17 protein-coding genes are annotated in these 24,649 nt (G+C 72.8%); 8 read left to right on the top strand and 9 right to left on the bottom strand.

All coding sequences use genetic code 11. The features are described from left to right. Window positions 1-21 precede the first annotated feature (21 nt). A complete protein-coding gene (locus ACZ56B_RS17700) occupies window positions 22-1,722 on the top strand; it encodes an acyl-CoA mutase large subunit family protein (protein ID WP_468790829.1) in 1,701 nt (566 codons plus the stop codon). 150 nt (window positions 1,723-1,872) lie between these two features. Here the strand turns inward: ACZ56B_RS17700 and ACZ56B_RS17695 are convergent, their stop codons facing one another. Beyond that, window positions 1,873-2,496 (bottom strand): TetR/AcrR family transcriptional regulator, encoded by a 624-nt coding sequence (locus ACZ56B_RS17695; protein WP_468790827.1) that lies wholly within the window; start codon window positions 2,494-2,496, stop codon window positions 1,873-1,875. 235 nt (window positions 2,497-2,731) lie between these two features. On the opposite strand from ACZ56B_RS17695, the gene ACZ56B_RS17690 reads away from it, so the two are divergent. The 4 genes from ACZ56B_RS17690 to ACZ56B_RS17675 all read left to right on the top strand — a co-directional run bounded on the left by ACZ56B_RS17690 (window position 2,732) and on the right by ACZ56B_RS17675 (window position 7,085). Further along, entirely contained in the window at window positions 2,732-3,712 is a 981-nt protein-coding gene (locus ACZ56B_RS17690) for a tetratricopeptide repeat protein (protein WP_468790825.1), read from the top strand. Between the two features lie 659 nt (window positions 3,713-4,371). After that, the gene (locus ACZ56B_RS17685) at window positions 4,372-5,016 is read left to right on the top strand and encodes a DUF6230 family protein (protein WP_468790823.1); all 645 of its coding nucleotides are present in this window, start codon (window positions 4,372-4,374) and stop codon (window positions 5,014-5,016) included. Window positions 5,017-5,125: 109 nt separating this feature from the next. Next, window positions 5,126-5,689, top strand: coding sequence for a DUF6114 domain-containing protein (locus tag ACZ56B_RS17680; RefSeq protein WP_468790821.1), 564 nt, complete (start codon window positions 5,126-5,128; stop codon window positions 5,687-5,689). A 4-nt stretch (window positions 5,690-5,693) separates the two neighbouring features. Next, window positions 5,694-7,085, top strand: a complete 1,392-nt coding sequence (locus ACZ56B_RS17675) for a hypothetical protein (RefSeq protein ID WP_468790819.1) — start codon at window positions 5,694-5,696, stop codon at window positions 7,083-7,085. Between the two features lie 97 nt (window positions 7,086-7,182). On the opposite strand, the gene pyk is transcribed toward ACZ56B_RS17675, so the two are convergent. The 3 genes from pyk to pta form a co-directional block, all read right to left on the bottom strand. Next, entirely contained in the window at window positions 7,183-8,610 is a 1,428-nt protein-coding gene (pyk, locus tag ACZ56B_RS17670) for a pyruvate kinase (protein ID WP_468790817.1), read from the bottom strand. Window positions 8,611-8,683: 73 nt separating this feature from the next. Next, window positions 8,684-9,895, bottom strand: a complete 1,212-nt coding sequence (locus ACZ56B_RS17665) for an acetate kinase (RefSeq protein WP_468790815.1) — start codon at window positions 9,893-9,895, stop codon at window positions 8,684-8,686. Next, complete coding sequence (pta, locus tag ACZ56B_RS17660) at window positions 9,892-11,994, bottom strand: phosphate acetyltransferase (protein ID WP_468790813.1); 2,103 nt, start codon at window positions 11,992-11,994, stop codon at window positions 9,892-9,894. Before pta ends, ACZ56B_RS17665 begins: the two co-directional genes overlap by 4 nt. A 290-nt stretch (window positions 11,995-12,284) precedes the next feature. Here pta and ACZ56B_RS17655 point away from each other — a divergent pair, with 290 nt between their 5' ends. Continuing rightward, the gene (locus tag ACZ56B_RS17655) at window positions 12,285-13,310 is read left to right on the top strand and encodes an ATP-dependent 6-phosphofructokinase (protein ID WP_468790811.1); all 1,026 of its coding nucleotides are present in this window, start codon (window positions 12,285-12,287) and stop codon (window positions 13,308-13,310) included. A gap of 247 nt (window positions 13,311-13,557) precedes the next feature. Here the strand turns inward: ACZ56B_RS17655 and ACZ56B_RS17650 are convergent, their stop codons facing one another. Both ACZ56B_RS17650 and ACZ56B_RS17645 read right to left on the bottom strand, forming a co-directional pair. Then, window positions 13,558-14,175, bottom strand: a complete 618-nt coding sequence (locus ACZ56B_RS17650; RefSeq protein WP_468790967.1) for a response regulator — start codon at window positions 14,173-14,175, stop codon at window positions 13,558-13,560. A gap of 65 nt (window positions 14,176-14,240) precedes the next feature. After that, window positions 14,241-15,935, bottom strand: coding sequence for a sensor histidine kinase (locus ACZ56B_RS17645; protein WP_468790809.1), 1,695 nt, complete (start codon window positions 15,933-15,935; stop codon window positions 14,241-14,243). A 154-nt stretch (window positions 15,936-16,089) separates the two neighbouring features. Between ACZ56B_RS17645 and ACZ56B_RS17640 the strand changes: the two genes are divergently transcribed. Together ACZ56B_RS17640 and ACZ56B_RS17635 are read left to right on the top strand one after the other, a co-directional pair. Further along, window positions 16,090-17,502, top strand: a complete 1,413-nt coding sequence (locus ACZ56B_RS17640; protein WP_468790807.1) for a cation:dicarboxylate symporter family transporter — start codon at window positions 16,090-16,092, stop codon at window positions 17,500-17,502. Between the two features lie 393 nt (window positions 17,503-17,895). Continuing rightward, a complete protein-coding gene (locus ACZ56B_RS17635; RefSeq protein ID WP_468790805.1) occupies window positions 17,896-20,175 on the top strand; it encodes a HelD family protein in 2,280 nt (759 codons plus the stop codon). A 15-nt stretch (window positions 20,176-20,190) separates the two neighbouring features. Here ACZ56B_RS17635 and glgB read toward each other — a convergent pair whose 3' ends face one another. The 3 genes from glgB to ACZ56B_RS17620 all read right to left on the bottom strand — a co-directional run. Then, a complete protein-coding gene (glgB, locus tag ACZ56B_RS17630; protein ID WP_468790803.1) occupies window positions 20,191-22,875 on the bottom strand; it encodes a 1,4-alpha-glucan branching enzyme in 2,685 nt (894 codons plus the stop codon). Window positions 22,876-22,916: 41 nt separating this feature from the next. Continuing rightward, the gene (locus tag ACZ56B_RS17625; protein WP_468790801.1) at window positions 22,917-24,335 is read right to left on the bottom strand and encodes a maltokinase N-terminal cap-like domain-containing protein; all 1,419 of its coding nucleotides are present in this window, start codon (window positions 24,333-24,335) and stop codon (window positions 22,917-22,919) included. Window positions 24,336-24,512: 177 nt separating this feature from the next. Continuing rightward, window positions 24,513-24,649 (bottom strand): alpha-glucosidase C-terminal domain-containing protein (locus tag ACZ56B_RS17620; RefSeq protein WP_468790965.1); only part of this gene is annotated, 137 nt, incomplete at its 5' end.

The raw sequence follows: 24,649 nt of genomic DNA, 5'->3' as shown, positions 1-24,649 counted from the left end.
CGTCCAAGTAAATTCGACGGCATGGACGCTGACGCCATCGAGGAGGGCCGCCGACGCTGGCAGGCCCGGTACGACGCCGCACGCAAGCGCGACGCGGACTTCACCACGCTCTCCGGCGACCCCGTGGAGCCGGTGTACGGGCCCCGGCCCGGGGACACCTACGAGGGGTTCGAGCGGATCGGCTGGCCGGGTGAGTACCCCTTCACCCGTGGCCTGTATCCGACCGGCTACCGGGGGCGTACGTGGACCATCCGGCAGTTCGCCGGGTTCGGCAACGCCGAGCAGACCAACGAGCGGTACAAGATGATCCTCGGCAACGGCGGCGGCGGGCTGTCCGTCGCCTTCGACATGCCGACGCTCATGGGCCGCGACTCCGACGACCCGCGCTCCCTGGGCGAGGTCGGGCACTGCGGGGTGGCGATCGACTCGGCGGCCGACATGGAGGTCCTGTTCAAGGACATCCCGCTCGGCGACGTCACCACGTCGATGACCATCAGCGGGCCCGCCGTGCCCGTCTTCTGCATGTACCTCGTCGCCGCCGAGCGCCAGGGCGTCGACCCCGCCGTGCTCAACGGCACGCTGCAGACGGACATCTTCAAGGAGTACATCGCCCAGAAGGAGTGGCTCTTCCAGCCCGAGCCGCACCTGCGCCTGATCGGCGACCTGATGGAGCACTGCGCGGCCGGCATCCCCGCCTACAAGCCGCTGTCGGTCTCCGGCTACCACATCCGCGAGGCCGGGGCGACGGCCGCGCAGGAGCTGGCGTACACGCTGGCCGACGGCTTCGGGTACGTGGAGCTGGGGCTCAGCCGCGGGCTCGACGTGGACGTCTTCGCCCCCGGCCTGTCCTTCTTCTTCGACGCGCACGTGGACTTCTTCGAGGAGATCGCCAAGTTCCGCGCGGCCCGGCGGATCTGGGCGCGCTGGATGCGGGACGTCTACGGCGCGAAGAGCGAGAAGGCGCAGTGGCTGCGGTTCCACACGCAGACCGCCGGTGTCTCGCTGACCGCCCAGCAGCCGTACAACAACGTCGTCCGCACCGCCGTGGAGGCGCTGGCCGCCGTGCTCGGCGGCACCAACTCGCTGCACACCAACGCCCTCGACGAGACCCTCGCCCTGCCCAGCGAGCAGGCCGCCGAGATCGCCCTGCGCACCCAGCAGGTGCTCATGGAGGAGACCGGCGTCGCCAACGTCGCCGACCCGCTCGGCGGTTCGTGGTACGTCGAGCAGCTCACCGACCGCATCGAGGCCGACGCGGAGAAGATCTTCGAGCAGATCAAGGAGCGGGGCCTCAGGGCCCACCCGGACGGGAAGCACCCGATCGGGCCGATCACCTCCGGCATCCTGCGCGGCATCGAGGACGGCTGGTTCACCGGCGAGATCGCCGAGTCGGCGTTCCGCTACCAGCAGGCGCTGGAGAAGGGCGACAAGAAGGTCGTCGGCGTCAACGTCCACACCGGGTCCGTCACCGGCGACCTGGAGATCCTGCGGGTCAGCCACGAGGTGGAGCGCGAGCAGGTGCGGCTGCTGGGGCAGCGGAAGGCGGCCCGCGACGACGCGGCGGTGCGCGGCGCGCTCGACGCCATGGTGGCGGCCGCGCGCTCCGGCGCCAACATGATCGAGCCGATGCTGGACGCCGTGCGCGCGGAGGCGACGCTGGGCGAGATCTGCGGTGTCCTGCGCGACGAGTGGGGCGTGTACACCGAGCCCGCCGGTTTCTAGCGCGGGACCCCCTGCCGGCCGTCCGGCCGGCAGGGGGAGGGCGGCCACGGTGTGCGGGGCGGTGCGGGGCGGTTCCGTCACGGCAGCCGGCTTCCGCCGCGTCCGGGGGAGTCCGCGGGCGCACACGACCCGCGGGCGGTCCGGATCCGGTCAGGCGGAACCGGCCGAGGCGAGCCCCGACAGCAGGACCCGGGTGAAGCCGTGCGCCCACTCCTCGTCCGCGGGCTCCGCGCTCACCAGGGTGCGGTGCACCACCGCGCCGGCCACCATGTCGAAGATCAGGTCGACGGCGCGGGCCGCCCGGCCGGCGTCGGCCTCGACGGGCAGTTCGCCCCGGGCCTGCGCACGCGCCCGGCCCGCGAGGACCAGGTGTTTCTGCCGGTCGACGATCGAGGCCCGGATGCGCTCGCGCAGCGCCTCGTCGCGGGTGGCCTCGGCGACCACCGCCATCAGCCCGCTCCTCGCCTCGGGACGGGTCAGGATCGCGGCGAACTGCAGCACCACGCCCTCGATGTCGGCGGCCAGCGAGCCGCGGTCGGGCACGCGCAGCTCGTCGAAGAGTTCCGCGACCGCGTCCACGACCAGTTCGTTCTTGCCGGCCCAGCGCCGGTAGAGGGTGGTCTTCGCAACCCCGGCGCGGATCGCGACGTCTCCCAGGGTGAGCTTGGACCAGCCCAGTTCGACCAGAGCCTCGCGGGTCGCGGCCAGGATCGCGGCGTCCGCGGCCGCGCTGCGCGGGCGTCCGGTGCGACGGGCGGGGGTGCGGCTCTGCATGGCACGACCATAACCGGCGGATACCGCGCGGTCGGTCGTGAGGCAGATCACCCGGGACCGGCGCCGCGGAGGCCCCGTCCGGCATTACGCTACGTCTCGTAGCGAAAGCACGTGCGACCGACGTGCCGAGCGACGGCCACGGCGCGGGTGGGGACCCGGCGCCCGACAGCACACGAACGCCCGGCTTTCCCCGGGTGTTTTCACACATGCGCGCCGCACGGGGGAGGATAGGCGCATGCAGCCACGGAACATGTCCATGAGCGGAGTCGTCGACCTCGCCGCGGTGAAGGCGGCCCAGGAGGCCAAGGCGAAGGCGGAGCAGGCGCGCGCCGAAGCGGCCCGGCAGGGCGGCGGGGGCGCCGTCTCCCCGGCCGATCTCGTCATCGACGTCGACGAGGCCGGCTTCGAGCGCGACGTCCTGCAGCGGTCCACCGAGGTCCCGGTCGTCATCGACTTCTGGGCCGAGTGGTGCGAGCCCTGCAAGCAGCTGAGCCCCGTCCTGGAGCGGCTCGCCGTCGAGTACAACGGGCGCTTCCTCCTCGCCAAGATCGACGTCGACGCCAACCAGATGCTGATGCAGCAGTTCGGGATCCAGGGGATCCCGGCGGTCTTCGCGGTGGTGGCCGGACAGGCGCTGCCGCTCTTCCAGGGGGCCGCGGGCGAGGCGCAGATCCGCCAGACCCTGGACCAGCTGGTGCAGGTCGCCGAGCAGCGCTTCGGTCTGACCGGCCTCGTGGTCGACCCGGAGGCCGAGCCGGGCGGCGGCGACCGGGCGGCCGACCGCACCGAGCCCGCCGGTCCGCACGACGCCCTGCTGGAGGCCGCCGTGCGGGCGCTGGACGCCGGCGACCTGGGCGGCGCCGTCCAGGCGTACAAGAACGTGCTCGCCGACGACCCGGGCAACACGGAGGCCAAACTGGGTCTCGCGCAGGCGGAGTTGCTCCAGCGGGTGCAGGGCCTGGACCCGGCGGAGGTGCGTAGGGACGCCGCCGAGAAGCCGCAGGACGCCGCGGCCCAGATCGCCGCCGCCGACCTGGACCTGGTGGGCGGCCACGTCGAGGACGCCTTCGGCCGGCTCATCGAGACGGTGGGACGCACCGCGGGCGACGACCGGGAGGCCGCACGGGTGCGGCTGCTGGAGCTGTTCGAGGTGGTCGGCGCCGAGGACCCGCGCGTGGTCGCCGCGCGCCGGGCGCTGGCGCGGGCCCTGTTCTGATCCGGGCGGACCGGGCGGCGCGGAGGGCGGTTCCGGCCCTCTGGCAGGCGTCCGGTCCGGTGGGGCCCGAGCGGAAGGGCGGCCCATGGGGCCGATGCGGCCGTGCTTTGCCAAAACTTGGCAATCACGGCCGCTGTTACTGCGAGTAAGTCGCGGGTGTTGATCTGTCGGACTCTGTCCAGCGATCAACAGTTTTGCGCGTCCCCTCCGGGGTACCCAGCGTCGCTGACCGGGATCGCTGGGTGGCCCCTCGGTTATCCGGTCGTTACTAGCGAGTAACGATCCCCCTTGTGTGCGCGGCGAGAATGCACCACGATCGGCGACGCTCGGTCCATCGCCCGCGCCCCGACCTCCAATCGGGCCCGCGGGCTCCCTGGGTCCCCACCGAGCAGAGCCGGCGGCACTGCCGCCGGCTCTCGGACAGGGGGGTCTTCGCCCGTGGGTGAAGCCTGTCCAGCAGGGTTGTGCGTGATGCGTGTCAGGCGCGACCAGTGGTTGTCGCTCGGGGGTGATCGCCGGTGATCCGTGCGCTGTCGCGCTGCCGGGTGCGGGCGCTCTCCTTCCCGAGGACGGAGCACTTCTCCCATCCCTGCCCCACCGGGCCGCCGTGGACGGCGGCCCGGTCGAGGCAGGAGATGTACGTCCGAGAAGGAGGAAATATGAAGTCCCAAGTGCGTGGCGGGACCAGATGGAAGCGGTTCGCCGTGGTCATGGTGCCCAGCGTGGCCGCCACGGCCGCGGTGGGCGTCGGCCTGGCGCAGGGCGCCCTCGCGGCGTCGTTCAGCGTGTCGGGGCAGTCGTTCAAGGTGACGGCGCAGAAGCTGGAGGGCACGGGCTTCTCGCAGTACGGCGCGCTCACCGAGGGTTACACCCTCACCGGCGGCAAGGCGACCCACCCGGTGGCCGTCTCGGCGTTCAAGGACGCCACGATCCAGAAGATGTGCCAGTCGGTCGTCACGCCGAACATCCCGGTGCTCGGCTCCGTCACGCTGCGGCTGACGGCGGGTGACAGCTCCGACAAGGAGCGGCAGGTCAAGGCCGAGAACCTCTACATCGACGTCGCCAACCTCGAGGCGGACGCCACCTTCGGTGGCATCGACATCGGTGTTGCGGCCAAGGACGCCGGCAAGGGCCCCGGCATGAAGGGCGGCAAGGAGCAGGCGAACCCGTTCGGCTTCGCCCAGCAGGCGGACACGGCGCTGCTCACCGACGTGAAGCAGACGGCGTGGGCGACCACCGCCGGAACCTTCAAGCTCAGCGGCCTGAAGATGTCGCTGTCCCCGAAGAACAAGGAGTGCTACTAAGCACTCGCTGACGGGCGGGGGCGCCATCGGCTCCCCCGCCCGTCCGGCCCGTCCTCCGGGCGCGGCCCCATCACCACCACAGCAACGCCGCACCAGGGAGCTTTTTTCCATGAGCGCCGAGACCTCTGTCGCCCCCGGTCAGTTCACCCGCCGGAGGCTGCAGTTCCGGGCCTGGCGGGGCTCGCGACCGTTCTGGGCGGGCCTGTTCGTCCTGTTCGCCGGCTTCCCGATCATGTACTTCCCGTACGCCAACCTCCGGATCGGCCATCTGACGCTGGCCATGTCCACGACTGCGGGCGCCGGATCCCTGATCATCGGGGTGCTGCTGATCGTCCTGGGCGTCAGCCTGTGGGTCGAGCGGCACATCCGTGTCTTCGCGGGTGTCGCGGCCATCCTGCTGGGACTGGTCTCCCTGCCGGTGTCCAACTTCGGCGGCTTCCTCATCGGTTTCCTCCTCGCCCTCGTCGGCGGAGCGATGGCCGTGTCGTGGGCGCCGGGCGTCCCGTCGGAGCCGCAGGCGGCACGGGGGGACGAGGACCGCAGCGCCGCCCAGGAGGCGGACGCGGTGCCGGGCGGCACGATTCCCGAACCGCGGGACGGGGCGGACGAACCGAACGATCTGTCAGGAACGAACCCGGCGAACGGGGCGAACGGGAGGCACAGTGCCGGCTGACGAGATGTCCAGCGGGACGGACGCGGAGGTGCCCCGTGCGAGAACCGGGCCGCGCCACGCGGCTCCCCGGAAGCCGCTGTTCACCAGGCTCCACATGCCGGCGGGCAAGGCGATTGCCCTGGCGGCGATGCCGACCGCGGTCCTCATGGGGATGGGGGTCACCTCGCTCGCCCAGGCCGACGAGCAGCCGTCCTCCAGGAGCCTGACCGCGGACGAGTACAAGGACTGCCTGGCCGCCATCGAGGAGGCCGAGAGGGGCGGGGAGGACAAGGGGGCCGAGGAGGACGACGCCTCCGCGTCGCCCACGCCGCCCCCCGCGGCGAGCGACGACGCCTCCCCGGACGACGCCTCCCCGGACGACGCCTCCCCGGACGGGGACTTCCCCGCACGGCCCGCTCCCTCGGCCTCCGCCGGTGCGGGCGCGGGCGCGGGCACGGACAAGAGCACGCCCTCTTCGCCGGATTCAGGTTCCGACGACGAGGGCGGGCCCGCGTCCACCCCGTCCGCGGGCGGTCAGGGCGCGGCGGAGCGGGCCGAGCCCGCGCCGGCCCCGTCGGAGACGGACCGCAACGCGCTGGAGAAGATCGGGGACGCCCTCAAGGACGTCTTCACCCCCAAGGGTCTCAAGGGCCCCGGGGAGGCGGAGGCCTCCAAGGCCGAGGAGGCGGAGGCGAGTCCGGCACCCACCCCGTCCGCCTCCGCCCCGTCCGGCGGGAGCGAGGGCGCGGGCGGCGGCGCCGAGAAGAGTGCCGGGAAGGCCGGCGAAGCGGCGAAGGACACCGCGAAGGCCTCCGGGGACCGGGCGCCGGAGGCGGCCGAGGGCGGTGCGCAGGAAGCCGGGGAAACGGCCCCGGCCCCGGCCCCGGCCCAGGAGGCCACCGCCTCCCCGAGCCCTTCCGGGACGCCCGGGGCCGACCTGGAGGACTGCCCGGTCGCCACCGACGCCGAGGGCGGGGTCGACAACGCGATCCTGCTGCCCGACGACCCCTGGTACCTGAACGCCAGCTCGCTGACCCTGAAGGGCGCCGACTACCAGGGCATCGTCGAGGTGCGGACGGCCGGCGGCACCACCAAGAAGGTGCTGAAGTACGTCGTCTCCGGCGGCACCGACATCGGCGACCTGCACCAGACGGTCAAGGACGGGCAGTCCGGCAAGACCTACCACGTGCAGGCCCGCAAGGGATCGACGTCCACGATCCGCGACGGCGACACCGTGATGTACACGGAGCGCATCTCCGGCAAGCTGCTCGGCCTGGTCCCGGTCACCTTCGACCCGGAGAACCCGCCGCCGCTGAACATCCCGCTGATCCACTTCACCGACGTGACGGTGCAGCAGGCCGGCCAGTTCGGCGGGACCCTGCACATCCCCGGGCTGCGGCAGTACGTCACGGACTGACCGCGGCCGACCGCCCGTCAGGAACCCTCCGGGAGCCGCGTGCAACGCCGGGTGCCCCTGCCCGCAGGGAGCACCCGGCGTTCGCGCGCCGTCCGGGTCAGTTCGTCGGGCCGCCCAGGTGGTGGACGCGGACCATGTTGGTGGTGCCGGGGACACCGGGGGGCGAACCGGCGGTGATGATCACGGTGTCGCCCTCGTTGAAGCGCTTCAGCTTGACCAGCTCCTGGTCCACCAGGTCGACCATCTCGTCGGTGCTGTTCACGAACGGCACGACGTGCGACTCCACGCCCCAGCTCAGCGTCAGCTGGTTGCGGGTGGACTCGTCCGTGGTGAACGCCAGGATCGGCTGGACGGCGCGGTAACGGCACAGCCGGCGGGCCGTGTCGCCGGACTGGGTGAAGGCCACCAGGCCCTTGCCGCCGAGGAAGTCGGCGATCTCGCAGGCGGCGCGGGCCACCGAACCGCCCTGCGTGCGCGGCTTCTTGCCGGGCACCAGCGGCTGCAGGCCCTTGGACAGCAGCTCCTGCTCGGCCGCCTGGACGATCTTCGACATCGTCCGCACGGTCTCGATCGGGTACGCGCCCACGCTCGACTCGGCCGACAGCATCACCGCGTCGGCGCCGTCCAGGATCGCGTTGGCCACGTCGGAGGCCTCGGCGCGGGTCGGGCGGGAGTTGGTGATCATCGACTCCATCATCTGGGTCGCCACGATCACCGGCTTGGCGTTGCGCCGGCACAGCTCGATCAGGCGCTTCTGCACCATGGGAACCTTCTCGAGCGGGTACTCGACGGCGAGGTCGCCGCGGGCGACCATCACGCCGTCGAACGCCATCACGACGTCCTCCATGTTCTCCACCGCCTGCGGCTTCTCCACCTTGGCGATGACGGGGACGCGGCGGCCCTCCTCGTCCATCACGCGGTGGACGTCGTCGACGTCCCGGGCGTCCCGGACGAAGGAGAGGGCGACCATGTCGCAGCCCATCCGCAGCGCGAAGCGCAGGTCCTCGACGTCCTTCTCGCTCAGCGCGGGGACGTTGACGGCCGCGCCGGGCAGGTTGATGCCCTTGTGGTCGGAGATGACGCCGCCCTCGATGACGATCGTCTTCACCCGGGGGCCCTCGACGTCCAGGACCTTCAGCTCGACGTTGCCGTCGTTGATCAGCACCTGGTCGCCGCGGGAGACGTCGCCCGGCAGGCCCTTGTAGGTCGTTCCGCAGATCGTCTTGTCGCCCGGGACGTCCTCGGTGGTGATGGTGAACTCGTCACCGCGCACCAGCTCGACGGGGCCCTCGGCGAAGGTCTCCAGGCGGATCTTCGGGCCCTGGAGGTCGGCGAGGACGCCGACGGCCCTCCCCGTCTCCTTGGCGGCGGCACGGACCCGGTCGTACCGGCCCTGGTGTTCGGCGTGCGTGCCGTGGCTGAAGTTGAAGCGGGCCACGTTCATGCCGGCTTCGATCAGAGCGACGAGCTGCTCGTGGGAGTCGACCGCGGGGCCGAGAGTACAGACGATTTTCGAACGGCGCATGGGGCGATCCTATCGGTTTGTTTCGCTACGGAATATTCCGTCTGACGGAAAATACAAATGAGGAATCGGCCGCTCAGTTGTTCTTTCCGACCAGTGCGTACGTCTGCGTGGCGATCTCCATTTCCTCGTCCGTCGGCACCACGGCGACCGCGACCCGCGCGCCCTCGGGCGAGATCAGCCGCGGTCCGCCGCCGCGGGCGGCGTTGCGCCCGGCGTCGACCGCGAGGCCCATCCCCTCCAGGCCCGTCACGGCCGCCTCCCGCACCGGCGCGGAGTTCTCGCCCACGCCGGCGGTGAAGGCCACCGCGTCCACCCGCCCGAGAACGGCGCAATAGGCACCGATGTACTTCTTCAGGCGGTGAATGTAGAGGTCGAACGCGAGCTTCGCCCGCTCGTCGCCCTCGTCGACCCGACGGAGGATCTCCCGCATGTCGTTGTCACCGCACAGACCGAGCAGACCGCTCCTCTTGTTGAGGAGAGTGTCGATCTCGTCGGCGGACATTCCGCCAACACGCATCAAATGGAAGATGACGGCCGGGTCCATGTCTCCGGACCGCGTACCCATCACGAGCCCTTCCAAGGGCGTCAGTCCCATGGAGGTGTCCACGCACCTGCCGCCCCGCACGGCCGAGGCGGACGCCCCGTTGCCCAGGTGCAGCACGATGACGTTCAGCTCCTCGGGCGCCTTCCCCAGCAGCCGGGCCGTCGCCCGGGAGACGTACGCGTGCGAGGTGCCGTGGAAGCCGTAGCGGCGGATGCGGTGCTCGTCGGCGGTCTCCACGTCGATCGCGTAGCGGGCGGCCGACTCCGGCATCGTGGTGTGGAAGGCGGTGTCGAAGACGGCGACCTGCGGCAGGTCCGGGCGCAGCGCCAGGGCGGTGCGGATGCCGGTCAGGTTGGCCGGGTTGTGCAGCGGGGCGACCGGGACGAGCCGCTCGATCTCGGCGCACACGCTGTCGTCGACGACGGTCGGCTCGGTGAAGCGCTTCCCGCCGTGCACCACCCGGTGACCGATGGCGGCCAGCTCCGGGGAGTCCAGCCCCAGCCCGTCGGCGGCCAGCTCGTCGGCCATCGCCTTCAGGGCGGCGCCGTGGTCGGCGACCGGCCCGGAGCGCTCCCGGCTCCCGCCGCCCGCCGCGAGCGGCGTGTGCCGTACGAGGGAGGTCCGCTCGCCGATCCGTTCGACCAGCCCCGCGGCCAGCCTGCTGCTGTCGCGCATGTCGAACAGCTGGTACTTCACCGACGACGAGCCGGAGTTGAGGACGAGGACACGGGAGGGACTCACTGGGCGGCTGCCTTCTCGCTCGGGGACGACGCGGGGGACTGGGCCTGGATCGCCGTGATGGCGACGGTGTTGACGATGTCCTGGACGAGGGCGCCCCGGGACAGGTCGTTGACCGGCTTGCGCAGGCCCTGGAGCACCGGGCCGACGGCGATCGCGCCGGCCGAGCGCTGCACGGCCTTGTAGGTGTTGTTGCCGGTGTTCAGGTCGGGGAAGACCAGCACGGTGGCCTGCCCGGCGACCTCGGAGCCCGGCAGCTTGGTCGCCGCGACCGACGGCTCCACGGCCGCGTCGTACTGGATCGGCCCCTCGATCCTGAGGTCGGGCCTGCGCTCCCGCACCAGCTCGGTCGCCCGGCGCACCTTGTCGACGTCGGCGCCGGAGCCGGAGGTGCCCGTCGAGTACGACAGCATCGCGATCCGCGGCTCCACCCCGAACCGCGCGGCGGTGGCCGCCGACTGCACGGCGATGTCGGCCAGCTGCTCCGCGTCCGGGTCCGGGTTGACCGCGCAGTCGCCGTAGACGAGGACCCTGTCGGCCAGGCACATGAAGAAGACGGAGGAGACGATCCGGGCGTCCTGGCGGGTCTTGATGATCTCGAACGCCGGCCGGATGGTCGCGGCGGTGGAGTGCACCGAGCCGGACACCATGCCGTCGGCCAGGCCCTCCTGCACCATCAGCGTGCCGAAGTAGTTGACGTCGGAGACGACGTCGTAGGCCAGCTCCACGGTCACGCCCCGGTGGGCGCGCAGGGCCGCGTACTTCTCGGCGAAGGAGTCGCGCAGCTCGGAGGTGGAGGGGTCGATCAGCAGGCTGTCCCCGAGGTCGATGCCGAGGTCGGCGGCCTTCTTGCGGATGGTGTCGACCGGACCGAGCAGGGTCAGCTCGCACACGCCCCGGCGCAGCAGCACCTCGGCCGCGTGCAGCACCCGCTCCTCGGTGCCCTCGGGGAGCACGACCCGCCGCAGGTCGGAGCGGGCCTGTTCGAGCAGCTTGTGCTCGAACATCATCGGCGTCACCCGGTCGCTGCTGGGCGCGGAGACCCGCCGGTCGATCTCCGCGGTGTCGACGTACCGCTCGAAGAGGCCGAGCGCGGTCTCCGCCTTGCGCGGGGTGGCCGCGTTCAGCTTGCCCTCCAGGGAGAACAGCCGCTCGGCGGTGGGGAAGCTGTTGCCCGGCACCGACAGCACCGGGGTGCCGGGGGCGAGGCGGGCGGCGAGGGCGAGGATGGCCTCGCCGGGGACCTCGTCCAGGGTGAGCAGCACCCCGGCGATCGGCGGGGTGCCGGAGCTGTGCGCGGCGAGCGAGCCGACGACCAGGTCGGCGCGGTCGCCGGGGGTGACCACCAGGCAGCCCGGGGTCAGGGCGGCGAGGAGGTTGGGCAGCATGGCGCCGCCGAAGACGAAGTCGAGGGCGTCGCGGGCCAGCCCGGAGTCGTCGCCGAGCACCACCTTCGCGTTCAGGGCGTGCGCGATCTGCGAGACGGTCGGGGCGGACAGCGCCGGCTCGTCCGGCAGGACGTAGGCGGGCACGGGCAGCCGGGACGCGAGCCGCCCGGCGATCTCGTCCCGGTCCTCGCGGGCGACCCGGTTGACCACCATGGCGAGCACGTCGCAGCCCAGGGTCTCGTAGGCGCGGTAGGCGTTGCGGGTCTCGGCGCGCACCGACTCGGCGGTCTGCCTCCGCCCGCCCACGACCGGGATCACCGAGGCGCCGAACTCGTTGGCGAGCCGGGCGTTCAGGCTCAGTTCGTCCGGGAACTGGGTGTCGGCGTAGTCGGTGCCGAGCACGAGGACGACGTCGTAGTCGCGGGCGACGAGGCGGAACCTCTCGACGAGGACGGACACCAGCTCGTCCGTGCCCCGCTCGGCCTGGAGGGCGGACGCCTCCCGGTAGTCCATGCCGTAGACGGTCGCCGGGTCCTGGGTGAGCCGGTAGCGGGCGCGCAGCAGTTCGAAGAGGCGGTCGGGTCCGTCGTGCACCAGGGGGCGGAAGACACCCACCCGGTCGACCTGCCGGGTCAGGAGCTCCATGACCCCCAGCTCGACGACCTGGCGGCCGTCGCCGCGGTCGATACCGGTCACGTACACGCTGCGGGTCACGCGCTCTCCGTTCCTCAGGGGTCCCAGGGGATTCCTCGGGCGCTTCGCGGTCGTCGGGTTCCCGCGGTCACTCCGGCTGTGCAAAAAATCGCCCACCCGGGTGAGTGGAACCCTCTTGACAATACCTCTGTCGGTAGTTAAGGCGTCCGGCTCCCCGTCCGGGCCGGGGTCCGGGCCGGACGGGGAGCCGGGAACGGGGGCGGCGGGGGACGGGGCGTCGCCGCCGGGGCCGACATGAAACAATCGGGGCTGGCTCACCGGTATCGACAGGGACCAGGAGACACAGCGCGATGCGTATCGGAGTTCTCACCGCAGGTGGCGACTGCCCCGGCCTGAACGCAGTGATCCGGTCGGTCGTGCACCGAGCGGTCGACAACTACGGCGACGAGGTCATCGGTTTCGAGGACGGCTACTCGGGACTGCTCGACGGCCGCTACCGCACGCTCGACCTCAACGCGGTCAGCGGCATCCTGGCCCGCGGCGGCACCATCCTCGGCTCCGCCCGGCTGGAGCGCGACCGGCTGCGCGAGGCCTGCGAGAACGCCTCCGACATGATCCGCGACTTCGGCATCGACGCGCTGATCCCGATCGGCGGCGAGGGCACGCTGACCGCGGCCCGCATGCTGTCGGACGCGGGTCTGCCGGTGGTCGGCGTCCCGAAGACGATCGACAACGACATCTCCTCCACCGACCGCACCTTCGGCTTCGACACCGCCGTCGGCGTCGCCACGGAGGCGATGGACCGCCTGAAGACCACCGCCGAGTCCCACCAGCGGGTGATGGTCGTCGAGGTGATGGGCCGGCACGCGGGCTGGATCGCCCTGGAGTCCGGCATGGCCGCCGGCGCGCACGGCATCTGCCTGCCGGAGCGCCCCTTCGACCCGGCCCAGCTGGTCAAGATGGTCGAGGAGCGCTTCGCCCGGGGCAAGAAGTTCGCGGTGATCTGCGTCGCCGAGGGCGCGCACCCGGCCGACGGCACCATGGACTACGGCAAGGGCGAGATCGACAAGTTCGGCCACGAGCGCTTCCAGGGCATCGGCACGGCCCTGGCGCGTGAGCTGGAGCGGCGCCTGGGCAAGGAGGCCAGGCCGGTCATCCTCGGCCACGTCCAGCGCGGAGGCACGCCGACGGCGTACGACCGGGTGCTGGCCACCCGCTTCGGCTGGCACGCGGTGGAGGCCGCGCACCGGGGCGAGTTCGGCAAGATGACCGCGCTGCGCGGCACGGACATCGTGATGGTGCCGCTGGCGGAGGCGGTCACGGAACTGAAGACGGTCCCCAAGGACCGGATGGACGAGGCGGAGTCGGTCTTCTAGCGGGAGCCGGACGCCCTTCCGGGTCCGCCCCGGCCTCCCGCGCCGGCGTCACGCCCCCCGGACCGGCCGGGGGGGGGGTCCGGCGGGGGGGGGGCGGGAGGACCCATGCTCCCCCCCGGCCTACCGCCTATCCTCCACGACCCCCCCCCCCCCCCCCCCCCCCCCCCCCCCCCCCTCCCTCCCCCCCCCCCCCCCCCGGCGCCCCCCCCCCCCGGACTCCGCGTCCGCCCGGCACCGCCGGCCGGCCTCACGGACCGCTCACCCACCGGTACTGCAGCTCCGGCCGGCCCACGGTCCCGTACTGCGGGCGCCGGGCCGCGCGGCCGGTCTCCACCAGGTGTTCCAGGTAGCGGCGGGCGGTGATGCGGGAGATGCCGACGGCCTCCGCGACCCCGGTGGCGGTCAGGCCCTCCCCGGCGTCCCGCAGGGCCACGGACACCCGCTCCAGCGTCGGCGCGCTCAGTCCCTTGGGCAGGGCGGCCGGACCCGGGGCGCGCAGCACGGCCAGCGCGCGGTCCACCTCCGCCTGGCCGCTGGCCTCGCCCGCCGCCGCGCGGAACTCCGCGTACCGCACCAGGCGGTCCCGCAGCGTCGCGAAGGTGAAGGGCTTCAGCACGTACTGCACGACGCCCAGCGACACCCCCTCGCGCACCACCGCGAGGTCCCGGGCCGAGGTCACCGCTATCACGTCGGCGTGGTACCCGGCGGCCCGCAGCGAGCGGGCCAGCTGGAGTCCGTGCACGTCGGGCAGGTGCAGGTCGAGGAGGAGCAGGTCGACGGGCGTGCGCTCCAGGATCCGGCGGGCCTGCGCCCCGGTGTGCGCCTTGCCGACGGCGACGAAGCCCGGCACCCGGCCGACGTACATCACGTGGGCGTCGGCGGCGACCGGGTCGTCCTCCACCACCAGGACCCTGATGGTCCGGTCGTCCGTCACGCGCCGCCTCCCGGACCCCGCACGGCCGCACCGCCGGCGACGGCGGCCGTCCGCAGCGGCAGCCGCACCTCGAACCGGGCGCCGCCCTCCTCCGCCGACGTCACCGACAGCGATCCGCCGTGCCGGCCCACCGTCTGCCGGACCAGCGCCAGGCCCAGCCCCCGTCCGCCCGGACCGGACTGCTTGGTCGTGAAGCCCCGCTCGAAGACCGCCTCCGCGTGGTCCGGATCCACGCCGGGACCGGTGTCGGACACCCGCAGGACCAGCTCCGGTCCCGCCGCGCCCGCCGCGTCCTCCGTGCCTTCCGCGTCCTCCGTGCCCGCTTCGGTCAGTGCCGTCACCGTCACCCGGGGCCGGAGACCGCCCTGCGCCGCGTCCACGGCGTTGTCGATCAGGTTGCCGAGGAGGGTGACCAGGTCACGGGCGGGCAGGGTGTCCGGCAGCAGACCGTCGTCCAGGCGGCTCTCGGGCGACACCACCAGCTCCACGCCCCGCTCGTTGGCCTGCGCCGTCTTGCCCAGCAGCAGGGCCGCCAGCACCGGCTCGCTCACGGCCGCCACCACCTGGTCGGTGAGCGCCTGGGCCAGCTCCAGCTCGGCGGTCGCGAAGTCCACCGCCTCCTCGGCCCGGCCCAGCTCGATCAGCGAGACCACGGTGTGCAGCCGGTTCGCCGCCTCGTGCGCCTGGGAGCGCAGCGCCTGGGTGAAGCCCCGCTCGGAGTCCAGCTCGCCCATCAGCGACTGGAGCTCGGTCACGTCCCGCAGGGTCACCACCGAGCCGCGCCGCTGGCCGCCGGAGACCGGCGAGGTGTTCACCACCAGCACCCGGTCCGCCGTCAGGTGCACCTCGTCCACCCGTGGCTCGGAGGCCAGCAGCGCACCCGTCAGCGGGGTGGGCAGACCGAGCTCCGCCACCGGCCTGCCCACCACGTCCTCCTCCGGAGCCACGCCCAGCAGCTCCCGCCCGCCGTCGTTGATCAGCGCGACCCGGTACTGGCCGTCCAGCATCAGCAGCCCCTCGCGCACGGCGTGGAGCGCGGCCTGATGGTAGTCGTGCATGTGGCTGAGCTCGGTCGCGTTCATCCCGTGGGTGTGCCGGCGCAGCCGGGCGTTGATGACGTACGTGCCGACCGCGCCGAGCCCGAGGGCGCCGCCCGCGACCCCGAGCAGGGCCACCACCTGGCCCCGGGCGCGCGCGCTGATCTCCTCGACCCGGATCCCCGCGCTGACCAGCCCGGTGATCCGGTCGCCGTCCCGCACCGGGGTGACCGCGCGGACGGACGGGCCGAGGGTGCCGGTGTAGGTCTCGGTGAAGGTGCGGCCCCCGAGGGCGGGGGCGGTGTGCCCGCGGAACGGCAGGCCGATCTGCTCCGGATCGGGGTGGGTCCAGCGGATGCCCCGCGGATCCATGATCGTGACGAAGTCGATGTCGGTGTCCTCCACCACCGCCACCGCGTACGGCTGGAGCCGCGCCGAGGGGTCCCGCGTACGGATCGCCTCCCGCACGGAGGGGGAGTCGGCGACCGAGCGGGCCACCGCCTCGGCCTGGCGGCCGGCGGCCTCCTCGGCCTGGCTGCGGTCGCTGACGTAGGTGAACAGCGCGTACCCGACGACGACGACCGTCAGCAGCACGGCCTGCATGGCGAACAGCTGGCCCGCCAGGCTGCGGGGTCGGTGGACGGGAAGGCGCATGCAGTCAGTCTGCCTCCGCTTCACCGGTGAACTAAATGAACGGAAGGGTGACCGCACTCACAGGACGGGAGATAGTCGCCGGGTTCCCCCAACCCCATCCCGGGACGTGAGCCGCACGCCGGTGATGCCGACGACGTCATCAAGGAGGGCCGCCGTGACCAGCACAGCCGATACGGCACCTGCCGCACCCAAGGCCAGACGGGACCGCACGCACTATCTCTACATCGCGGTGATCATCGCGGTCGCCCTCGGGATCGGCGTCGGTCTGCTCGCACCCGACTTCGCGGTCGAGCTGAAGCCGCTCGGCACCGGGTTCGTGAACCTGATCAAGATGATGATCTCGCCGATCATCTTCTGCACGATCGTGCTGGGCATCGGTTCCGTGCGCAAGGCCGCCAAGGTCGGCGCGGTCGGCGGCATCGCCATGGTCTACTTCCTGATCATGTCGCTGGTCGCGCTCGGCATCGGCCTGGTCGTCGGCAACATCCTGGACCCCGGGACGGGTCTCGCGGTCACCGACGCGGTCAAGGAGACCGGTCAGGCCCAGGTCGACGCGGAGGCCAAGGACACCACCGAGTTCCTGCTCGGCATCATCCCGACCACGATCGTGTCCGCCTTCACCCAGGGCGAGGTCCTGCAGACCCTGCTGGTCGCCCTGCTGTGCGGTTTCGCGCTGCAGGCCATGGGCAACGCCGGCCAGCCGGTCCTGCGCGGCATCGAGCACATCCAGCGGCTGGTCTTCCGGGTCCTCGCCATGATCATGTGGGCCGCCCCGATCGGCGCGTTCGGCGCCATGGCCGCGGTCACCGGCTCCGCCGGCGTGGACGCGCTGAAGAGCCTCGCGGTGCTGATGCTCGGCTTCTACATCACCTGTGTGCTGTTCATCTTCGTGATGCTCGGCGCGCTGCTGCGGATCGTCGCGGGCCTGAACATCTGGAGCCTGCTCAAGTACCTGGGCCGGGAGTTCCTGCTGATCCTGTCCACCTCCTCGTCCGAGTCGGCGCTGCCGCGGCTCATCGCGAAGATGGAGCACCTGGGCGTCAGCAAGCCGGTGGTCGGCATCACCGTCCCGACCGGCTACTCCTTCAACCTCGACGGCACCATGATCTACATGACCATGGCCTCGCTGTTCATCGCCGACGCCCTGGGCACGCCGATGTCGATCGGCGAGCAGATCCCGCTGCTGCTCTTCCTGCTGGTCGCCTCCAAGGGAGCCGCCGGTGTCTCCGGTGCCGGCCTGGCGACGCTGGCCGGCGGCCTGCAGTCGCACAAGCCGGCCCTGGTGGACGGCATCGGTCTGATCGTCGGCATCGACCGCCTGATGAGCGAGGCCCGCGCCCTGACCAACTTCGCGGGCAACGCGGTCGCCACGGTGCTGGTCGGCACCTGGACCAAGGAGATCGACAAGGAGCGGGTGAACCAGGTCCTCGCGGGTCGCATCCCCTTCGACGAGAAGACCCTGCTGGACGACCACGAGCACGGCACCGGCACCGACACCGGCACCGGCACCGACGGCGACGCCGGGGCGCCCGCGCCGGGCGGCGAGAAGGAACTGGCCAAGGCCTGACCGGCCGACGCCGGCCCGTGCACCCGGGCGGCTGGGACACTCCCCCCGTCGCTCAGCCGCCCGGTGCCGGAGGCCCGCCGCCCTTGCCGGGCCTCCACCACCGCCGAGCGGCCGGGTCCTTCCCCGTGGACCCGGCCGCTCGGCCTCTTCCGCGTCCGGGGGGCCGCGCAGCCCCTTCTCCCCGGCGCCTGACACCCGGCGCCTGACGCCCGACACCGGCGCCGAGGCCGGCGTCCCTCCGGCTCGCCGGCCGAAGCGGACCGGCACGAAGCGGCCCGGACCGACACGAGAAAACCCCCGGGCAATTGCGCCCGGGGGTTTTCCCTGCGTATATTCATTGATTCGCGACTTCTATGAGAAAGAAGTCGCGGAGAAGTTCAATGACCACAGTATATGCGGGCGGGAGCGGAATTGTCAAACACCGGATTTCCGGACGATGAATTGCGGCGGGAGCAGGAATTCGTCGACGGACTGTACGCACGCGTGGACGCCCTGCGCGGCGACACCGAGGTGTCCGTCACGCAGGCGCTCGCCCAGGGCGACACGCCCATGCAGGCCATGCTGGAACGGGACATCCTCGTCGCCGAGCGGTCCGGGCTGCTCGCCGCGCTGAACGCGGTGGACGGCTCCCTCTGCTTCGGCCGGATCGACCTCTCCTCGGGCGAGACCCACCACATCGGCCGCATCGGCCTGCGCGCCGACGACGCCGAGCGCACCCCCGTCCTCATCGACTGGCGCGCCGACGTCGCCCGCCCCTTCTACCTGGCCACCGGCCACACCCCCATGGGCCTCAGGCGCCGCCGGCACATCTCCACCGAGGGCCGCCGGGTCACCGCCCTGCACGACGAGATCCTCGACCTCGGCGACGAGACCCGCACCGGCCACGAGGACCCCACCGGCGACGCCGTCCTGCTCGCCGCCCTCAACTCCGCGCGCACCGGCCGGATGGGCGACATCGTGCGCACCATCCAGGCCGACCAGGACCGCATCATCCGCGCCCCGCACCGCGGGGTGCTGGTGGTCGAGGGCGGCCCCGGCACCGGCAAGACCGCCGTCGCCCTGCACCGCGCCGCCTACCTCCTCTACGAGCACCGCGAGCTGCTGGCCCGCCGCGCCGTGCTGATCGTCGGCCCCAACCCGGCGTTCCTCGGCTACATCGGCGAGGTGCTGCCCAGCCTCGGCGAGACCGGCGTGCTGCTGGCGACCGTGGGCGAGCTGTTCCCCGGCGTGAAGGCGACCCGGCGGGACACCCCCGAGGCCGCCGCCGTCAAGGGCCGGGCCGAGATGGCCGACGTCCTCGCCGAGGTCGTCCGCAGCCGGCAGGCGCTGCCCGACCCGGTGATCACCATCGAGCACGACCGCGAGATCCTCATGCTCGACGACGGCCTGGTGAACGTCGCCCGCGAACGCACCCGCGCCGCCAAGCTGCCGCACAACGCGGCCCGCGAGCACTTCGAGGGGCACATCCTCAACACGCTCACCGACCTGTACGCGGAGCGCATCGGCACCGACCCGCTCGACGGCTCGAGCCTGCTCGACCCCAGCGACATCACCCAGATCCGCGACGAACTCGCCGAGAACCCCGAGGTCTGGTCCGCCATCGACCGGCTGTGGCCCCGCCTCACCCCGCAGCGGCTCGTCGCCGACTTCCTCGCCGCGCCCGAGGGCTTCCTGCCCGACGAGGACGCCGCCGCGATCCGCCGCCCGGTGACCCGGCACTGGACGGTCGGCGACGTGCCCCTGCTCGACGAGGCCGCCGAACTCCTCGGCGAGGACGACCGGCTCGCGCGCGAACGGGCCGAACGCGAGCGGCGGGCGCAGATCGCCTACGCGCAGGGCGTGCTCGACGTGTCCTACGCCTCCCGCACCTACGAGTTCGAGGACAAGGAGGAGGACGACCCCGAGTCCTCCGAGGTGCTGTCCGCGCACGACATCATCGACGCCGAGCGCTTCGCCGAGCGGCACGAGGAGGACGACCACCGCAGCGCCGCCGAGCGGGCCGCCGCCGACCGGACCTGGGCGTTCGGGCACATCGTCGTCGACGAGGCGCAGGAACTCTCCCCGATGGCCTGGCGGCTGCTGATGCGGCGCAGCCCGACCCGCTCGATGACCCTGGTCGGCGACCCGGCGCAGACCTCGGAGGCGGGCGGCGTCGGCTCCTGGGCGGACATCCTCGCCCCGTACGTCGAGGACCGCTGGGAGCACACCCGGCTCGGCGTCAACTACCGCACCCCGGCCGAGATCATGGACGTCGCGGCCGCGGTGGTGCGCGCCGAGCACCCGGACTTCGAGCCGCCCGGCTCGGTGCGCTCCACGGGCGTGCGCCCCTGGGCCCGGGCCACCGACGACCTGCCCGGCGCCGTCGCGAAGGCCGTCGCGGAGCTCACCCCCGCCGAAGGCCGGCTCGCCGTCATCGCCCCGCGCGAGCTGCACCGCGCCCTGGCGGCGCGGCTGGACGGGGTGGAGGCGGGCGCCGAGCCCGACCTGACGCACGGCGTCGTCCTGCTCGACCCGCGCCAGGCCAAGGGGCTGGAGTTCGACTCGGTCCTCGTCGTCGAGCCGGGGCGCTACGGCACCAGCGACCTGTACGTGGCGCTCACCCGCGCCACCCAGCGGCTCGGCGTCCTGCACGCCGAACCGCTGCCCGGGCCGCTGGCGAAGGCCCTGGCGTAGGCCGCGTCCCGGGGGTCAGGCCGGGCGCAGCCACACCGTCGCCAGGGGCGGCAGGGTCAGGCGGACGCTCGCCGGAAGACCGTGCCACCCCTGCGCCTCCGGCTTGACCGGGTCCGGCCGGGTGACGCCGCTGCCGCCGTACCGGGCGGCGTCGGTGTTCAGGACCTCGTGCCAGGCGGGCACGTCGTCCGGGACGCCGATCCGGTACTCGTGCCGGACCACCGGGGCGAAGTGGCACACGGCGAGCAGCGGCGAGCCGTCGTCGTCGTACCGCAGGAACGCGAGCACGTTGTCCTCGGCCGCGTCCCCGGTGATCCACCGGAAGCCGTCCGGCTCGGTGTCGAGCCGCCACAGCGCCGGGGTGTGCCCGTAGACGGTGTTGAGGTCCCGCACCAGGTCGCGCACCCCGCGGTGGTCGGCCTCGGCACCGTAGTACGGGTCCAGCAGCCACCAGTCCGGGCCGTGCGCCTCGGACCACTCGGCCCCCTGGGCGAACTCCTGCCCCATGAACAGCAGCTGCTTGCCGGGGTGGGCCCACATGAAGCCGAGGTAGGCGCGCAGGTTGGCCCGCCGCTGCCACCAGTCGCCGGGCATCTTCGACACCAGGGACCGCTTGCCGTGCACCACCTCGTCGTGGGAGATCGGCAGCACGTAGTTCTCGCTGTAGGCGTACACCATCGAGAACGTCATCTCGTGGTGGTGGTACTTGCGGTGGACGGGATCGTGGCTCATGTACTGCAGCGAGTCGTGCATCCAGCCCATGTTCCACTTCAGGCCGAACCCGAGCCCGCCGAACCCGCTCGGGCCCTCGTGGTGGGTGGCCCGGGTGACGCCGTCCCAGGCCGTGGACTCCTCCGCGATCGTCACCACGCCGGGGCAGCGCCGGTAGACGGTCGCGTTCATCTCCTGCAGGAACGCCACCGCGTCCAGGTTCTCCCGGCCGCCGTGCTCGTTGGGGGTCCACCGGCCCGGCTCGCGCGAGTAGTCCAGGTAGAGCATGGAGGCGACCGCGTCCACCCGCAGGCCGTCGATGTGGAACTCCTCGCACCAGTACACGGCGTTGGCGACCAGGAAGTTGCGCACCTCGCGCCGCCCGAAGTCGAACTCCAGGGTGCCCCAGTCGGGGTGCGCGGCCCGCAGCGGATCCTCGTGCTCGTACAGCGGCCGGCCGTCGAACTCGGCCAGCGCCCAGTCGTCCTTCGGGAAGTGCGCCGGTACCCAGTCCATGATCACGCCGATGCCGTTCCGGTGCAGCGCGTCGACCAGGTACCTGAAGTCGTCGGGGGTGCCGAGCCGGGCGGTCGGCGCGTAGAAGCCGGTGACCTGGTAGCCCCAGGAGCCGCCGAAGGGGTGCTCGGCGACCGGCATCAGCTCCACGTGCGTGAAGCCCAGGTCCTTGACGTACGCCGGGAGCTGCTCGGCGAGCTGGCGGTAGGTCAGCCCGGGGCGCCAGGACGGCAGGTGCACCTCGTACACCGAGAACGGAGCCCGGTGGGCGGGCACCTCGGCCCGGCGTTCCAGCCACTCGGCGTCGCCCCACGCGTAGTGCGAGGAGGCGACGACCGACGAGGTGGCCGGCGGGACCTCCGTGCGGCGGGCCATCGGGTCGGCGCGCAGCGTCCTCGAGCCGTCGGGGCGGGTGATCTCGAACTTGTACAGCTCGCCCTCGCCGATCCCCGGCACGAACAGCTCCCACACCCCGGACGAGCCCAGCGACCGCATCGGGAAGCCGGTGCCGTCCCAGAAGTTGAAGGTGCCGGCCACCCGCACCCCGCGCGCGTTCGGCGCCCACACCGTGAAGCGGGTGCCGGCCACGCCCTGGTGCGTCATCGGGTGCGCGCCGAGTGCCCTCCACAGCTCCTCGTGCCGGCCCTCGCCGATCAGGTGCAGGTCGAACTCGCCGAGCGCGGGCAGGAACCGGTACGCGTCCTCGGTCTCCTGCACCGTCCCCTCGTACGTCACCAGCAGGTGGTACGCCGGTACCTCGCGCAGCGGCAGCAGGCCCGAGAAGAACCCGTCGCCGTCGTCGTGCAGCTCGACGGTGAGCCCCCCGGAGACGACGGTCACCGCCAGTGCGTACGGCTTGAACACCCGGAAGACGACCCCGCCGGGCACCGGGTGCGCGCCGAGCACGGAGTGCGGGGCGTGGTGCGTGCCGCTCCGCAGCCGCTCCCGGTCGGCGGCGTCCACGGCGGGGGAGACGGCGATCTCCACCTCGGGCGGAGCGGGCTGCGCGGCGGCGGAGCCGGGCGGCGGCGCCTGCCGGAGGGCGGCGTCCGGCGCCGCGGTCCTCCCGGCCGCTGCTTTCCCGGCGGTCGCCTTCCCGGCGGCGGTCTTCCGCGCGGCGGGCGCCTTCGCGGCCGCCTTCTTCACCGCGGCCTTCGTCGCCGCCGTCTTCTTCGCGGCCGTCTTCTTCGCCGCGGCCTTCGTCGTCGCCGTCTTCTTCGCGGCCGTCTTCTTCGCCGCGGCCTTCGTCGTCGCCGTCTTCTTCGCCGCGGCCTTCTTCCCGGGCGCCGCCGTCTTCTTCGCCGCCGCCCTCCCGGCGGCGGCCTCCGCCGCGGCGGCGGGCTTCTCGGCGGCCTTCCCGGTGGCCGTCTTCTGCGCGGCGGTCTTCTTCCGCGCGGCCGCCGGCTGCTCGGCGGGCCGCTGCTCGGCCGGCTGCTCCGGATGCGGACCGCTGGACTCGGGGCGGGGAATCACGGGCTGGGCCTCCTGGGCGAAGGTCGGGTGGTCGGATCGGATCAGGTGAGACCGGACGAGGCCAGCCGACGCACCGCGGTCAGCGGTACGGGGAGCCACTCGGGCCGGTGCCGGGCCTCGTAGAGCACCTCGTAGATCGCCTTGTCCGTCTCGTACGCGCGCAACAGCACCGGATCGGTGCGCGGGTCCCGGCCGGCGGCCTCCGCGTACCCGGAGCAGTACGCCGCCCGACACCGCTCGGCCCACTCCGGCTGCGGCGGCTCCACCGAACGCGCCGCGTAGTCGAAGGACCGCAGCATGCCGGCGACGTCCCGCACCGTCGGCTGCGGCATCCGCCGTTCGGCCAGCGGCCGGGCCGGCTCGCCCTCGAAGTCGATCAGCGACCACTCACCGGCCGGGGACCGCAGGCACTGCCCGAGGTGCAGGTCGCCGTGCACCCGCTGGGCGGTCCAGGTGCGCCCCTCGGCCGCCAGGTCGTCCAGCGCGGTGAACGCCGAGCGCAGGCCGGGCGCGTGCGGCCGCAGGGCGGGCACCGCGTGCACGGCCGCCTCCAGCCGCTCGGCCATGCCGTCGACCAGCAGCCGCAGCTGGGGGTGGCCCAGGGTCACCGTCGGCAGCGCACGGGCCAGCACGGTGTGCACCTCGGCGGTGGCGCGCCCCAGGGCCCGCGCCTCGGCGGCGAAGTCCTCGCCCTTGGACAGCTCCCGCAGGGCCAGGTCCCAGCCGTCCGTCGCCCCCTGCACGAACGGCTGGAGCACCCCGAGGACGTACGGCTCGGCGGGCTGCGGCGGACCGGGGGGCGGTTCGGGGTCCGCGAGCAGCCAGGCCGTGGGCGGGGGGACCCGGGGGCAGCCCGCACGGGCCAGGGCCAGCGGCAGCTCCAGGTCGGGATTGACCCCGGGCACGACCCGGCGCAGCAGTTTCAGGATGAACGCGTCCCCGTAGACGACCGACGAGTTCGACTGCTCGGCGGTCACCAGGCGCGGCACCAGACCGGACCGGATCTCCCGGTGCGGGTCCCGCTCGAAACGAAGCCCGCCGATCCGGGCCTGGGTGCGCAGGGCCTCCAGGAGCAGGTCGGCGGGCCGGGTGTCGTGCAGGGCCTCGTAGACCGTCCGTCCGGCCAGGGGGCCCTGCGTCACATGACCGATCAGCGCGGGCGCGAGCCGGGGCGGCAGCGCCTCGCGCACGCCTATCAGCAGCTGGTAGCAGTCGCCGGGCCACTCCGGTCCGTCATGGCCGGGCAGGAGTTGCTGGTGCGCGCGCACCAGCAGGTGGTACAGCCCCAGCTTGGCGGTGGACGGCAGCAGCTCGGTGACCGCGACCGGGCTGAATCCGGTGACCGGACGTCCCTTGCCCGCGAACCAGCGCTGCCGCGGCAGCCACTCCCTCAGCAGTGGATCCAGTGACGCAAGGAGGCCGGGCGGGGTCGTGACGGTGCGTGTGACGGCTTCCGACATGGCGTCGCGTCCTTTCCCCCAGATTCGGCGCGCCCGAGGAGCACCCCCCGGTCGGGCGCCCGCGCGTGCGCGGGCCCTCGACACCGGCGGCGCCCTTCCGGCTCACGCGGGTGGGCGGGGTGTTACTGATGCGTGCCCCGGGCGGAGCGGGGGAAACCGCTCCGCCCCGGGGGTGTCCTACGCGGCGTCCCTGCGCAGCCGGAACCAGTAGAAGCCGTGGCCCCCGAGGGTCAGCAGGTAGGGCAGTTCGCCGATGGCCGGGAAGCGGACGCCGCCGAAGAGCTCGACCGGGTGGCGGCCCCGGAAGGCGCTCA

The organism is Streptomyces sp. NPDC034670, assembly GCF_055574875.1.
The sequence above is the reverse complement of the archived record's forward strand: the minus strand, read 5'-3'. Positions and strand labels throughout refer to the sequence as shown.

What these genes read in the sequence shown, in the direction of transcription:
- pyk (WP_468790817.1), bottom strand. Translation starts at nt 8,610, where the DNA reads ATGCGCCGTTCGAAAATCGTCTGTACTCTCGGCCCCGCGGTCGACTCC.
- ACZ56B_RS17650 (WP_468790967.1), bottom strand. Translation starts at nt 14,175, where the DNA reads ATGTACGTCGGCCGGGTGCCGGGCTTCGTCGCCGTCGGCAAGGCGCAC.
- ACZ56B_RS17635 (WP_468790805.1), top strand. Translation starts at nt 17,896, where the DNA reads ATGCGGGCGGGAGCGGAATTGTCAAACACCGGATTTCCGGACGATGAA.
- ACZ56B_RS17700 (WP_468790829.1), top strand. Translation starts at nt 22, where the DNA reads ATGGACGCTGACGCCATCGAGGAGGGCCGCCGACGCTGGCAGGCCCGG.
- ACZ56B_RS17685 (WP_468790823.1), top strand. Translation starts at nt 4,372, where the DNA reads ATGAAGTCCCAAGTGCGTGGCGGGACCAGATGGAAGCGGTTCGCCGTG.
- ACZ56B_RS17625 (WP_468790801.1), bottom strand. Translation starts at nt 24,335, where the DNA reads ATGTCGGAAGCCGTCACACGCACCGTCACGACCCCGCCCGGCCTCCTT.
- ACZ56B_RS17645 (WP_468790809.1), bottom strand. Translation starts at nt 15,935, where the DNA reads ATGCGCCTTCCCGTCCACCGACCCCGCAGCCTGGCGGGCCAGCTGTTC.
- ACZ56B_RS17695 (WP_468790827.1), bottom strand. Translation starts at nt 2,496, where the DNA reads ATGCAGAGCCGCACCCCCGCCCGTCGCACCGGACGCCCGCGCAGCGCG.
- ACZ56B_RS17690 (WP_468790825.1), top strand. Translation starts at nt 2,732, where the DNA reads ATGCAGCCACGGAACATGTCCATGAGCGGAGTCGTCGACCTCGCCGCG.
- ACZ56B_RS17655 (WP_468790811.1), top strand. Translation starts at nt 12,285, where the DNA reads ATGCGTATCGGAGTTCTCACCGCAGGTGGCGACTGCCCCGGCCTGAAC.
- ACZ56B_RS17675 (WP_468790819.1), top strand. Translation starts at nt 5,694, where the DNA reads ATGTCCAGCGGGACGGACGCGGAGGTGCCCCGTGCGAGAACCGGGCCG.
- ACZ56B_RS17680 (WP_468790821.1), top strand. Translation starts at nt 5,126, where the DNA reads ATGAGCGCCGAGACCTCTGTCGCCCCCGGTCAGTTCACCCGCCGGAGG.